This is a genomic window from Shewanella piezotolerans WP3, assembly GCF_000014885.1.
GTDB lineage: Bacteria > Pseudomonadota > Gammaproteobacteria > Enterobacterales > Shewanellaceae > Shewanella > Shewanella piezotolerans.
On sequence record NC_011566.1, the window covers coordinates 4152501 to 4166572 of the forward strand.

The 14072-nt window shown below is 42.6% G+C and carries 11 protein-coding genes, 1 tRNA gene and 1 riboswitch (1 of these 13 only partly in view); of the genes, 3 read left to right on the forward strand and 9 right to left on the reverse strand.

Features of this window, described 5'->3' with window-relative positions; genetic code table 11:
- On the forward strand, positions 1–222 hold the 3' portion of the coding sequence (locus SWP_RS17575) for a DUF4124 domain-containing protein (RefSeq protein ID WP_020913949.1). It extends 288 nt beyond the left edge of the window; only the last 222 of its 510 coding nucleotides appear in the window; its start codon lies beyond the left edge, outside the window; it ends in the stop codon at positions 220–222.
- Positions 223–284: 62 nt separating this feature from the next.
- Here SWP_RS17575 and SWP_RS17580 read toward each other — a convergent pair whose 3' ends face one another.
- The 4 genes from SWP_RS17580 to rluD form a co-directional block, all read right to left on the reverse strand.
- Positions 285–605: a hypothetical protein gene (locus SWP_RS17580; protein WP_020913950.1), complete on the reverse strand. Its 321-nt coding sequence runs from the start codon at positions 603–605 to the stop codon at positions 285–287.
- Positions 606–813: 208 nt separating this feature from the next.
- Positions 814–3387: an ATP-dependent chaperone ClpB gene (gene clpB, locus SWP_RS17585; RefSeq protein WP_020913951.1), complete on the reverse strand. Its 2574-nt coding sequence runs from the start codon at positions 3385–3387 to the stop codon at positions 814–816.
- Between the two features lie 181 nt (positions 3388–3568).
- Positions 3569–4318, reverse strand: coding sequence for a peptidoglycan editing factor PgeF (gene pgeF / locus SWP_RS17590; protein WP_020913952.1), 750 nt, complete (start codon positions 4316–4318; stop codon positions 3569–3571).
- The gene (rluD, locus tag SWP_RS17595; RefSeq protein WP_044556057.1) at positions 4318–5289 is read right to left on the reverse strand and encodes a 23S rRNA pseudouridine(1911/1915/1917) synthase RluD; all 972 of its coding nucleotides are present in this window, start codon (positions 5287–5289) and stop codon (positions 4318–4320) included. Before rluD ends, pgeF begins: the two co-directional genes overlap by 1 nt.
- A 122-nt stretch (positions 5290–5411) precedes the next feature.
- Between rluD and SWP_RS17600 the strand changes: the two genes are divergently transcribed.
- The gene (locus tag SWP_RS17600; RefSeq protein WP_079891960.1) at positions 5412–6176 is read left to right on the forward strand and encodes an outer membrane protein assembly factor BamD; all 765 of its coding nucleotides are present in this window, start codon (positions 5412–5414) and stop codon (positions 6174–6176) included.
- A 76-nt stretch (positions 6177–6252) separates the two neighbouring features.
- On the opposite strand, the gene SWP_RS17605 is transcribed toward SWP_RS17600, so the two are convergent.
- The 3 genes from SWP_RS17605 to SWP_RS17615 are packed head-to-tail and all read right to left on the reverse strand — an operon-like array spanning position 6253 to position 10185.
- On the reverse strand, positions 6253–7314 hold the full coding sequence (locus tag SWP_RS17605; protein ID WP_020913955.1) for a 3-oxoacyl-ACP synthase III family protein: 1062 nt from the start codon (positions 7312–7314) through the stop codon (positions 6253–6255).
- Positions 7305–8027 (reverse strand): hypothetical protein, encoded by a 723-nt coding sequence (locus SWP_RS17610; RefSeq protein ID WP_020913956.1) that lies wholly within the window; start codon positions 8025–8027, stop codon positions 7305–7307. The genes SWP_RS17605 and SWP_RS17610 overlap by 10 nt, the downstream gene beginning before the upstream one ends.
- Positions 8020–10185, reverse strand: coding sequence for an efflux RND transporter permease subunit (locus SWP_RS17615; RefSeq protein ID WP_020913957.1), 2166 nt, complete (start codon positions 10183–10185; stop codon positions 8020–8022). The genes SWP_RS17610 and SWP_RS17615 overlap by 8 nt, the downstream gene beginning before the upstream one ends.
- Before the next feature lie 233 nt (positions 10186–10418).
- On the opposite strand from SWP_RS17615, the gene SWP_RS17620 reads away from it, so the two are divergent.
- Positions 10419–10494, forward strand: a tRNA-Phe gene (locus SWP_RS17620).
- Between the two features lie 199 nt (positions 10495–10693).
- On the opposite strand, the gene SWP_RS17625 is transcribed toward SWP_RS17620, so the two are convergent.
- Together SWP_RS17625 and SWP_RS17630 are read right to left on the reverse strand one after the other, a co-directional pair.
- A complete protein-coding gene (locus tag SWP_RS17625) occupies positions 10694–12544 on the reverse strand; it encodes a TonB-dependent receptor domain-containing protein (RefSeq protein WP_020913958.1) in 1851 nt (616 codons plus the stop codon).
- 121 nt (positions 12545–12665) lie between these two features.
- A riboswitch (cobalamin riboswitch) is annotated at positions 12666–12864 on the reverse strand.
- Between the two features lie 382 nt (positions 12865–13246).
- Entirely contained in the window at positions 13247–13894 is a 648-nt protein-coding gene (locus SWP_RS17630; protein ID WP_020913959.1) for a hypothetical protein, read from the reverse strand.
- Positions 13895–14072 lie beyond the last annotated feature (178 nt).

The window sequence follows — 14072 nt, forward strand, 5'->3', positions numbered from 1 at the left end:
AGTGAGTTAGAAAAGATTGCAACTTCTATAAAGGGTTCAGATAATGCACAAGCTAAAGTCATTTGCGATAATGCGAAACACAGCTTAAATGTACTAATCAGTCATTCAAAATTGAATAAGCAGAATAAAGAAACAGGCGAAAGCATTGCGATGACAGAAGAGCAGCGCCAAACTGCGATTAAAGAGCAAAAACAACGGATCTCTTTATTTTGCTCAAAATAACTCATGCCTTGCTATTAATTTAGGGAGACAGACTCACGCTTAGTCTGTCTCGTTATTATTGACTACTGATTGGCAGTCAAATTATACATTGACCGAGCGACTCCATCTTCACACGCCTTTAGGCCAGCATCCCAACCGTCATCAAACTTATCTAACCCGTCAAGCGCAGTATCTTTAACAACTGAACCGTAAAGCTCTATTTTCTGCTGCTTCATTACATAAGCATTTTTGCAGCCACGATAGTAACCATAATGATAGAGGCTCTCGTACTCTTGATTACCTTCTCCTATGTAAGGTGCTGACGCTAGCTCACGCTGGTCATCGTTTGCACAACCTACTACTGCCATTGAAAACAAAGCTAGAATTACTAATCGATACTTCATATGAACGTCTCCCTGTCTTATAACCTTTGGCCTATATATTGTGCTTTTAACACTCATATCGACCAAAACCATTTCATTGAGTATTGACGAAAAACGGAATAATACAAAGATATCGCAAAGTTAGGGCTATACAAGGCGTGCAAATAGCGTAAAAAAAGACACCTTTTTTCAAAAGTGTCTTTTGATGATGGGTTAACAGGCTGCACTATTACTGAGTGAAAGTCAGTTCGTTTTCTGAAACAGATATATTAATAGCTTTACCTGGTTGCAACTGACCACTTAAGATTTTTTGTGCCAGTGGGTTTTCAACTTCCTGCTGCAATGCCCGCTTGAGTGGTCTAGCACCATATATGGGATCATAACCAGCCTCTGCAATAATCGCTAAGGCGTCATCACTTATGCTTAACTCGTAGTCTTTGTCTGCTAGCCTTTGCTTGAGTCCGTCAATTTGAATTGATGCAATATGAGCAATATTTTCCTTATTCAATGGATGGAAAACAACAGACTCATCGACTCGGTTCAAAAACTCTGGTCTAAAATGTTGTGTGACCACCTGCATAACGTTAGATTTCATTTCATCGTAGTTTTGAGAACCAAAACCTGCTTGAATCGCATCAGAACCAAGGTTTGATGTCATAATCACAACGGTATTACGAAAATCTACAGTGCGGCCTTGGCCATCGGTCAAGCGGCCGTCATCGAGTACCTGTAGTAAGATATTGAACACATCTGGATGCGCTTTCTCCACTTCATCAAGCAAAATCACCGAATAAGGCTTACGTCTTACCGCTTCAGTTAGATATCCACCTTCTTCATAGCCAACGTAACCTGGTGGTGCGCCAACTAAACGCGAAACAGAATGCTTTTCCATAAACTCAGACATATCAATTCGAACTAGCGCAGATTCTGTATCAAACAGGAATTTTGCTAGCGACTTACACAGCTCTGTTTTACCTACGCCTGTGGGCCCCAAAAATAGGAAAGAACCAATAGGACGGTTAGGATCTGCAAGCCCAGCTCGGCTACGACGAATTGCATTCGATACCGAATCGACGGCTTCGTTTTGTCCAATGACACGCTCATGCAATGCATCTTCCATCTGCAGTAACTTTTCACGCTCACCCTCTAGCATTTTAGATACAGGGATCCCAGTCGCTTTGGACAACACTTCTGCAATTTCAATATCGGTGACCTTGTTGCGAAGCAAAGTCATATCTTGCATTTCAGCTTGCGCCGCTAAATCTAGCTGCTTTTCAAGTTCAGGAATGCGACCATATTGAAGTTCAGACATACGTGTTAAATCACCTGCTCGCCTTGCAACCTCAAGATCCATTCTCGCTTGTTCAAGATCTGCCTTGATATGCTGAGTACCTGCAAGTGCTGCTTTTTCAGTATGCCAAATCTCATTAAGCTCGCCTGCTTTACCTTCAACCTCTTTAAGTTCAGAGCGCAACACATCCAAACGACGCAGGCTTGCTTCATCTTCCTCTTTGCTTACAGCTTGTTCTTCAAGTTTTAACTGAATTGCACGGCGTTCAAGTTTATCGAGAGATTCAGGCTTAGAGTCTATCTGTATTCTAATACTTGAAGCGGCCTCATCGATCAAATCAATGGCTTTATCAGGTAGCTTACGATCTGATATATAGCGGTTAGACATGCTCGCAGCTGCGACAATAGCGGGGTCAGTGATCTCCACATGATGATGCAGCTCATAACGCTCTTTTAGTCCACGTAAAATAGCAATGGTATCTTCAACATTGGGCTCATCCACCAGCACCTTTTGGAAACGACGCTCAAGCGCAGCATCCTTTTCAATATACTGACGATACTCATCTAACGTCGTCGCACCAACACAATGTAAGTCACCCCGAGCCAAGGCAGGCTTAAGCATATTCCCTGCATCCATGGCACCATCGCCTTTTCCGGCACCAACCATTGTGTGCAGCTCATCAATAAAGAGGATAACTTGGCCCTCTTCCTGAGATAGTTCATTTAGTACAGCTTTTAAACGCTCTTCAAACTCACCACGGTATTTAGCACCTGCAACTAATGCGCCCATATCCAAGGACAAGACTCGCTTGTTTTTAATTCCTTCAGGTACTTCATTATTAATAATGCGTTGTGCTAGCCCCTCGACAATAGCGGTTTTACCCACTCCTGGTTCACCGATGAGTACCGGGTTATTCTTGCTACGACGCTGCAGCACTTGGATAGTACGGCGAATTTCATCATCCCGACCAATCACAGGGTCTAGCTTTCCCTGCTCGGCACGTTCTGTCAGGTCGACGGTAAACTTTTTCAATGCTTGGCGTTGATCTTCAGCATTGGGATCATCAACATTCTGACCATTACGGATCTGATCAATTGTGTTTTCCAATAGGGCTTTATCTGCCCCCGACTTTTTCAAAGCTTTGGCCAATACATCATTGCCATCCAGCGCGGCGAGAACAAATAGTTCACTAGAGATAAACTTGTCTTTACGCTTTTGCGCTAGCTTATCGCACACATTAAGAAGACGTATCAATGCTTGAGATAGCTGAACATCTCCGCCAGTGCCTTCAACCTGAGGCAATTGCTCCAACTCTTTACTTAATAAAGAACGCAAGCTACTGACTTGAATTCCAGCTTGGGTCAATAATGGGTGAATAGAACCGCCATCTTGATTAAGCAATGCCATCATCAAATGTACGGGCTCGATAAATTGGTGATCTCGACCCAATGCCAATGATTGAGCGTCCGAGATAGCAATTTGGAATTTATTGGTCATACGATCTAATCGCATCATTCCTCCGGTAACTCAGTTAGGTTTGTATCATTGCCACAAATCGTCACGCAAAACTCAATACTCTTTGAGCACTGCATTTGGCTTAATACAAACAGAAAATAATAGATTTGCTCTACTAGAACGTAAAGCATGTGATAACTAAAATATGGGGGCTATTTGAACAATTTCAAGTAAGGAGTTATGCATTGAGCCAAATAAATGAGGCCATTCTGCCGGTGACACCATCACGGCGGTAAGAGAAAAAAGATTCAGAGTCAGTCACTGTGCAGCGTTTATCTGCATAGACCTTATTCACGCCGAGTTTGCGTAAGCGGATCTTTGCTAGCGCATGAATATCAGCCATATACTTGTCGCTGCCTTTTTGTTGACATGTTTGTTTAAAACAATTTTCAGCTTCAAGATCATAGGCTACAAACTGCTGCTTTACCTCTTCACCCACTTCAAAAGCACTGGGGCCAATAGCGGGGCCAAGATAAGCGACCAGCTCTTTTGGCGAATGACTAAACTTGTTAACTGCGACTTCTATAATCCCATCACATAACCCACGCCAACCAGCATGTACTGCTGCGACTTCGGTGCCATCAACATCACACAATAAAACCGGAAGACAATCTGCTGTCATCACCACACAGACCTGGTTGCTACTATTGCAATAACTACCATCGGCATAATGAATATGATGATTGTCGGCATTAACAACCTCTATACTATGAGTTTGTTCAAGCCAAGCAGGGCTTACAGGCAGGTTTAATCGTTGTTCAATGATCTGTCGGTTTCGATTAACATTAACGAGAGCATCACCAACATGTGTACCGAGGTTTAAACTGTGGTAAGGCGGTAAACTGCAGCCATCTTGACGAGTAGAAAAAGCAAGATTTACTCCCTTAGGAATAAACCATGCTAACTTCTCATCAACAACATCAACCATTAAATTACGGCTGGATTATCGAGGGTATCTTGACGCAGTGCCTTGGTCAGCTTAACCATATCGTCAGGGACAGGTGCCTGCCAGCTCATAATTTCACAAGTGAAAGGATGCGCTAACTCAAGACGTATTGCGTGCAATGCTTGACGCTTGAACCCCATATAGGTTTCAAAAAAGTCAGGCGCTGCTCCTTTAGGTGGACGCGGACGTCCTGCATAAACAGGATCACCGACCAATACATGACCGATGTAAGCCATATGCACACGAATTTGGTGTGTACGACCAGACTCTAGGCGAAGACGTAAACGGGTGTGAGCTCGGAACTTCTCAGCCACGCGGTAATGGGTCATCGCTGGCTTACCGTTATGGACTACAGCCATATGGGTACGCTTAGTTGGATGACGATCGATAGGTTCATCGACAGTGCCGCCCGCAATAATGCCGCCTTGAACAATCGCTTCATATTCACGAGTGATCTCACGAGCTTGCAGTGCTGTGACCAAATGTGTCTGTGCTTCAACCGTTTTAGCTACAACCATTAAACCAGTCGTGTCTTTATCTAAACGGTGAACAATACCAGCACGAGGCACCAATTCGATACCAGGACAATGATGCAGCAAAGCATTCATCAAGGTACCATCTTGGTTACCAGCACCAGGATGCACTACCAGTCCAGCCTGCTTATTAATAACCAAGATATGGTCATCTTCATAAACAATATCTAGATCGATAGCTTCAGCTTTTGCCGATGTTTCTTCTTCCAGTGTTGCTAAGACAATGATCTCCTGACCTTCTAAAACTTTGGTTCTAGGTTTGTCAGAAACATTACCGTCAATGCTAACTGCACCGGACAGAATCCACTCTTTAATGCGTGTTCGCGAGTAATCAGGGAACAAATCAGCCAAAGTCTGGTCTAATCTTTGCCCTGTTTGTATTGATGTTATCTCGCTTTTTAGTTTAATCTCTTGAGTCATATGAACCGTACCCACGTTTCGGGGTCCAAAAATGTTTACTATCTGTTACAATCGGATTGTTTCTATTTTATCGTGAAATGGAAAAATTCTTAACTATAACTTTAAAAGAATCGAATTCAAGTATGCATAAAATTGCTAAAAGTGTTGCTGTAGTCCTAATATCGCTTGCTGTTACGGCCTGTAGTAGTAAACAGGGCGAAGACCCTGCAATGATCAAAAGTTCGCCTGAAGTGCTTTATTCTCAAGCAAGAACCTCTATGGAGCTGGGAAATTACAGCAAAGCAGTTCGTTCTTTAGAAGCTTTGGATTCCCGTTTCCCATTTGGACCTCATAAAACTCAAGTCCAACTCGATTTAATATTTGCTTACTACAAGCTCGATGATCCAGCTTCAGGCATCGCTAACATAGACCGTTTCATTCGATTAAACCCAACACATAAAGACATAGATTACGTTTACTATATGCGCGGTCTAGTCAATATGCAGTCTGATCGTTACCTTTTCCACGATATGTTAAACATCGATAGATCTGATCGTGATCCTAAAGCGGCTCAAGATGCATTTAAAGATTTCGATAGACTGGTTAAGGCTTATCCAAACAGTAAGTATGCAGCAGATGCTCAAAAACGCATGCAACACTTAAAAAATAGACTGGCACTTTACTCGATCAAGGTAGCTGAATACTACATAAAAATGAATGCATGGAGTGCAGCAGCCATTCGAGCACAGCTCGTTATGGAAGGTTTCCCTGGTACACCATCAACAGAAAGAGCTTTAGAGATCATGTCTCAAGCATATGGCGAACTAGGACAAGATAAGCTTAAAGAGCATACACTTATGGTGATGCAAGCTAACTTCCCTGACAACAAATTGGTTGCTCAGCGCTAATTATCATCGCTGTTTTGTCACCCGTTATTATCAATAAAGGCCTCATTAGAGGCCTTTATTTTTTTTAGAGATAGATTTACAAATGATGGTAAACAAAACCGCCATATAGATATTTTGTCGCTTCAGCACCTAATACCATCACCTTATCACCGCAGTTCAACACGCCAGAGTTAATCAATTTAGCTAAACTAACCCATATCGCTGCCGAACCTAAATTCCCAAGTGATTTTGCATCATTAATAATCCGACTAGATTCAATAGATAACGCATCACCAAGTAATCGATCAATATGGCCATTCGCTTGATGCGGCAATATAAAACGAAAGTCATCAAGGTGGTGCCCCCGTGATTGTAAAGCAGCCAAACCAAGCTCAAATAATTGGCTGCCCTGCTGCCTTACCGCCTGAGTATTATGATGAAACCTAGCCATCTGCTTATTGGCGACATCGTGCGAACCTGAGTCGAGATAGAAACCAGCCTCTTTACCCACGCCTATATGGCCCAAATAGATATCAGAAATAGTGCCAATCGAACCCGCTAATTGTTCGGCAGGTGCTAGCACCACAGCCGCTGCGCCATCTCCCATTTGCACGTAGTTCACCAACTGCTCTGTATCAATGAATTGATTATCCATATCAAAATAGACAGAACCGGTCTCACAACCAACAATGGCCACCGGCTGTTGATTCACAGCACAAAAGCTAGAGGCTATCTGCAACCCATTAGCAAAGCCAGTACACGCTTGGCGTAACTCCAAATAGGGGCCATGATATGCCAATTTATCCGCAACCCAGGCAGCATTGGGGGGGACTTGAGTATGTGGTGTGCAGGTATGAGAAAGTAAATAGTCAAGCTGGCTGATTTCAATATCTGCAGCTAACAGCGCCCCATTAAGAGCTTGAACGCTCAACTCTATACTGGTTGGCGAGGGTTTACTTGTTGCGACATTAAGATCACGGCACAAATGCCGCCCCTCTATTCCGATTCGCCGTGCAATCGCTTTCGCTTTTCTAGCCATCAGTAAACCGCACTGCAGCTTTAGCTTCTCTAACAGATATTGATTATCAATATTGTGATGAGGTAGCGCGTGCTCAATTCCTTTCAATGAGAGCGAATGTTTAGCAAATTTTACCGCCATTTAGCCTCCAGCTTTCTTGTTACACCGTCTAAACACACTCCCATAGACTCAAATGCCCCACCTTGAGTCAGTAGCAGCTGCATCAAGTTACCCACCACTTGCTCATGTTGCTCAGCAAACTGGTTAGCACTCGCACCAAGCGCCATTGCATGTTTGCGGCTAACGTAAACATGTTTAGCTTCATCTTTTTTAATTAGCCCGCACAATAGGGCAAAGGGATGCTCTCTGCCTAAATGGCATTGCTCAAACGACTGCATAATATGGGTGACACAGGTATCTAAGATGGAAATTCTGACAAAGTGTTCGCTGTAATTTTCAACTCGCCCTAAGCTGGCATAAAAACGCTTGGCTTTTCGTTGCACTAGGTTAAAGCTGGTAAGCTCCGTCAATTGAGTTGCAACTTGTTGCAAGGCTATGTCGTGCCGATATTCATCCGCTTCTACTCCATGTAAACAGTTTAGAATGAGTTTATGTTCCGAACCTGCTAAGCGGGCTATCTCGCTATTAAATACTAACTGCGCTGATTGTTCACCGCACAGTAATAAAGGCAGCAATCTTGCCATCGCGTCAGTCTGTTGATCAGAAAAGCGGAGAGGAGATACTGTTGCTGCTTTTAACCAGCTTTCGATTCGTTGACCATTAGCATGATCAGCCAATCCAATTGAGTGTTTGCCTCTCAATGGAAAACATCGAGGTAAATTTCGCTCAAGCATTTGACCTCCTTAACACCCAACGCTGATAGAGCACTGGTAACATCAATACATCAAAGCCCCAGGCGAAAAGCACTACCAGGCAAGACAACAAACTCAGTTGTGCTATAGGAGCAAAGTCAGACAATAAGCCAATGGAAAATCCAAGAGCTATCGTCAGCGTGGTAAAACTGATCACAGGTAGTACCTTACTTAACCCTTGCCACATAAGCGCTATGCTGTCTTCTGAACGTTCGCTCGGCAGTTTCAACATCAAGTGCAATGTATCGTCAACAATCACGCCCAACATCATACCGAGCACAACTGCCGTGCCTAAGCTAATAAAGCCGCCGTTAAGCTGCCACAAAGCAAATACCCACAGCAAAGGCAGAAAGTTAAGCAGCAACCCCATAAATCCAAACAGTAACGAATGCTTTAAAATACTGAGTAGCACAGCTAATGCGATTAAAGCCACACCAAATGAAGACAGCATATTATTGGCGTTATCAATACTTAGATGGGCAAACAGTAAGTTGCTACCAAGTGGTGGACTGACAGTAACTTGCGAAGCATTCTGTTTTAGCCAATGGTTAACCTTTGTCTCAAATGCGACCAACTCCATGGCCGTCATCGGTTTGAGGTACAGCGTCACGAGGGCTGCACTCTTGCTTGCGGACAGTTCACTTCGTAAATGCAATTCTGATGCTGAGTTATTAGCGAGTAAGCGATGAAACTGACGCTGCCCAAGCCCAGTACTTCTGATCCAGTCACCTAAATGCTGCACTTTATTGACTTCAGTCTGAGCTTTTAAAAAGCGTGCAAACTTATAAATAAAGCTCAGCTCAGTTTTATCCACTTGCTCACCTGAAACACTCTCAACAACATAATGTTGCAAGTTAATGCCAGCAAAATACTGACGCATTTTCTGGCTAGAAACGGTAAAAGGGTTGTCTTCATTGAAGTAACTTAATGGGTCGTCATTTAAGGTCAATTTAGAGACACTAAATGTGGCAGCGATACTGATAAGCACAATCCCCAACATAACCGAGTTGGGTCTTTTTACATTATATTTAGCTAACCCTATAACAGTGGTAAATAAACGGATTGGTTGAGGCTTTGCAACCGAGAACTTGGCAAAATATATAAGCGTGGTAAGGCTCAGTAAATAGTTACAGAGCACAGCAAAAGCTACGAGTAATCCAAAGCTTTGAATTGGAGGTGATGGACTAAAAGTCAGTAAACAGAAACCAAATATAGTGGTAATGGTTGAGTAGAAAAGTGGTGCCTGATTTACACGAACGGTTTCTTTTAGCGCTAATTCATTCGACAAACCATTATTCACCGCCCTGCGCCAACCAAAATACAGGTGCGATGCATAGGCAAGCGCTAGCGTCACAATAATCACCGGCACAAAAGCACTTATAGCAGCCAAAGTGAGCTTCAACCATGCAGCAACGCCAAGCGTCAGAACAAGCGCTATCAAACTATTAAGGCACAGTGCTGCAATCCATACTTTCTGCCGAATAAACAGAGCCGCCATAACAAAGATGACGAGTAACAAAGAGGGGGCAAACCAAGTAAGGTCATGGCGCAATACTTTGGCATATTGCCAGTTTAAGGCATGGGTACCATTGAGGTAACTATTAACCTTTAACGGTTTCCAGAACTGCTGCGATTGAAGTTTGATGTTATCTAACGTATCGATGAGCCATAAACTACGGGTTTTAAATTGTGATGCCTTAGACTCATCTAGCTGAAACTGTAGCAATATTGCATGGCCGTCATTAGACAAAACGGAATCTAGACGAGGATGCTTCTTATAGGGCAGGATTTTATTTAATTGAGCATGACCTTGCACGAATTGGTTATAGCCCTGCACACTGATGATATCTGACTGTTTATCAATTTGAGAGACAAACGCTAACAAGGAGTGGTTAAGCTCGCCGTCACGCCAGTCCTGCTTGCTCTCAAGCAATAACCACAACTGATCATGACGTTCGAAGTTATCACTCATGTTATTAAAAGCAATAAAACGTGGTTCCTCTGGAGAGAAGTAATCACTAAAATCGACATCAAGGTTCAACCTATGTAGTCCTAGCAATGAAAGCAACAACAGAAAAGCAATAGCTACGAGTAGCATTACTGGATAACGTTGAATTTTCCAAACTGTCTGAATATGCAACTAGCTTCACCCTCACTGATATTTTAGTTATAAATACTAGACCGTGTAACTCGCGATTATATTCACAGTTTTATAACAAATAGTAGTTCAATGGCTAAAGCTAGCGAACTGATAGACAATTTGCTCAGTTGTGCAGCTAAACGCTGAATTATTCAACGTCCAGCTAAAAAATAGTGATATTTAGCAGAAATTGGTTGACTCAAATCGGTAAAAGCCTTTTAATAGCGCCCGTTGCCCGAATAGCTCAGTCGGTAGAGCAGAGGATTGAAAATCCTCGTGTCCCTGGTTCGATTCCGGGTTCGGGCACCAATATTTCGTTTAGGTGTTGCAACATTTAAACATTAAGCTGAGGCAATTTAAGACCTTAAGCTTACAACTTAAACCTCGCTTAGCGAGGTTTTTTTGTATCTGCGGTTTGAAACCCTACAGCAACACACTCTTTAGTTAGGTTGCAGGCACAAAAAAGCCAGTCTGATTAAGACTGGCTTTTTTGATTTCTCAGCCGCTGTTAAAAAGCGCTATAGCTCACACTAAAGAATAACTCACGACCAGGGCTAATATAGTTGGTTGCAGAGATGATCTCTTCATCAAATACATTGTTAGCTTTTAAACGTAATTGCCAATTATCAGCCACTTGATATCCGATACCTAAATCTAACTGTTGATATGCCTCAAGATATAAACCGTAACCTGCGAAGCGTTTACCTTGATAATGATAGTTAGCTAATAAATCAAAATCATGCCACTGATAACTCAATGAATAGTTAACTTCATTCTCGCTACGACCAATTAGCATTTCTCCAGTTTTCTTATCCTCTGGCTCTAAGTAGGTATAAGCCAGCTGATTATCAAATCCAAATATTTCAAACTTAGTGAAAAATTCAACGCCTGAAATTTCTGCATTGTTTACATTGGCAGGCTTCCAAATATCCCAACCATTATCATCAACTTCACCAGTCGGTGCCCAAGCTATCAAGTTATCGATATCATTTTTAAAGACGCTAATATAAGCACTAACTGTGTTACGGCTATAATTTAGTGTCATATCATAACTTGTAGAAGTTTCAGATAGCAGATCTGGGTTTCCAGAATTGGGCCAGTACAGATCATTAAAAGTAGGCACTTTAAAGGCTGTGCCCGTGGTGGCAGATAAACGCCAGTGTTCATCAAACTGATAAGCGAAGCTGACATTATAAGTCGTTTCGCTGTCGATATTTTCAACATCGTCATAACGAACCGCTACTTCGGCTAGTAACTGCTGCCACTGCTTACCAACTAAAACATATGCGCCAAGAATGTCTCTCTCATCTTGAGCATAATCCCCCAGTACAGCCTCGTTTGACCAATCTAAGCCGCCATTAAGATTTAAACCATCAGCTAACAGGTACTGATTACTCCAACTAACCTGTTTACGCATCGTTTCAAAGTCAGCGCGCGCTACATCTTTATTATCGCCGCGAAAATTTTCATTATAATCCCTAGACTGATTAACAGTGAATTTGCTTGTAAGTTTGTCGCCTTGGTATTGAGCTCCTAGGTTCCAAATATAATTTGCATAATCCGATTCGTCCGCGCCACCACTGCCGTAGATATCGTCGTACTGAGTATTGCCTCTGTCGTATTGGCCACTCCATAGTGCTTGCCAATGCTGATCCAGCTGCTGCGAACCTTTAAGAGAAAGTGAGGTACGACTGTAGCCATCATCATCTTTCTCAGAGTCAGCGCCTCGATAAATATCATAGCCGTCAGATTGTTCGCGGTTTACAGTCAATGTGCTGCTGCCATTACCATGTTCAACACCAACTCCCGCAGAGCCTCGAATATAATCATTAGAGCCATATTCAGCGCCAACATACCATTCATCACTCTTAAGCTGGCGAGTGAAAATTTGAATCACACCGCCAATAGCATCACTGCCCCATACAGATGCTCTAGGACCTTTCAACACTTCAATTCGCTCAATACTTTCAGGTGATAATGTATTAAAACTAAAGTTACCGAGCGTCGCAGACCCCACTTTTACGCCATCAACAATGACCAAAACGTGGCTAGAATTGGTTCCGCGTAGGCTAATCGAAGCACTTTGCCCTGCACCACCATTTCGTACAACACTAACGCCAGGTAGAGTCTCTAACACGTCAGCGACTGACTTAGGATTAAGCCGCTCAATCTCGCTACGCTCAATAGTATTAATGACGGTAAGCTGCTGTTCGCTGGTTCTATCGAAACGGGTACCAGTTACGGTAATGGTTTCATCAATAGTAACGTCTTGATTGGATTCTGCTGCCACTGTTGGCAATGCAGTTAAGCTGAATACGCCGCTGATCAGCAACGCAATGTTTGATTGTTTAGTACCCATTTACCCTTGACTCCTAAAGGAAAACGGGGCAAATGCGTCACGGCACAGTAAATCAACTAGCGCATAGTTCCTTCGCTATATTTACAATTTTGCCGCACTTCGAGATCTGCCCGCCGAAATCATCGAAATCACTTTACGGGCCGGTCTCCGGACTTAGGTTCTATATTGAAGAAGTCATCAATATGCGATAACAAGCTTTAAAGCGCCTGTCTCTCACCATTCACCGTTGCGGGGGCAGTGTCAGAATTTAACTGACTTCCCGATTATCCTCAGCCAACACGCAAGTTGAAAGCAGAGGCACCAATAAAGTTGACTAGTTAGTTATTATGATTGTTACGCAGCGGTATTATCAGGTTACCGCTTTGTGCGCGCATTATAGACGTCTATACGGTTAAATGTCTAACTAATCAGTAAGTCGATTTGTTCTAGCTTAGATTGCAACTATTGGACTGCTGAGTATAGAGAGCGGGTATGACATTAGAGCTAGCAACTAATCCTTTAGTTTACCTTCAAGCCACTTTTTCGACAGACAAAATTATTCATTCAGAAGTCATATGAAAATGAGCAAACTAAGCCCAGTGATAGAGAATAATAAACATAAAACCGACTGAGTTCTGTATTGCTAACGCAATAGTCCGTTACGTTTAAGGAAGCAGTATGTACAGAACAAATAAACGCTCGTTCAAGGAGCTAAGAGATTATCTAATTCAGGTTAATGGGGCTAACCGTCGACATAAACTCACGATAGTTTGTCTTTTCAATCGGAGCGGTAATAGCTTTAAACTCAGCGCCTCTTAACGACTTATGAATAAGGTAAAGATCACGCTCACCGCTAACCGCTGTATAAAAACCTATCTCACTTAAGTGCGGTGGCTCACTGTAGAAATCGATTTGTAGTTCATTAAGATGACTATTAGGCATTTGTGTACAACCTATAATCGCACTCGCTGTTTGATACCCATTGATATACTCATCATCTACGCGCTGATAAATCACTTCACCGCTACAGCTTTCTCTGTAGGTATCGACCATGGTATCAAGGAACTCTTCGGGCGCAATATTTGCTGACAAGCCCTCAAATCCTTGGATACAAACCATTGAAGACCAGTTATGTAGCCCTTCGCTTTGAGGTAAAAACTCAGCAGAAAACATCCCATCTTCGAGGTGGGTGTAGGCTAGTTTCCAATCATTGGGAAGGAAAAAGCTCAACTTCTGGCTGAAAATAGGCAGAAGTTTAGGGGTCTTATTAAACGAACTATCAGTCGCTTCTGATGCATAAGCATTAACAGAAAAACCACAACAAAAAAGTACGGAACAGATTACCCTGCGAGATAGCTGACTTGCATTCATACCTTTACAATCCTTGTTTAGGGCACTCATTTTTAGCTTATTGTACCGTGGCAGCGCCTAAAGGCTATAGATAAAATTCAATAACAACTTATAAAACCAATCGAATTTCACCATTAGCTAATGTATTCAATAGTATACAAGCACATCCGACATCCACTACCAATTGATTATCAATTTC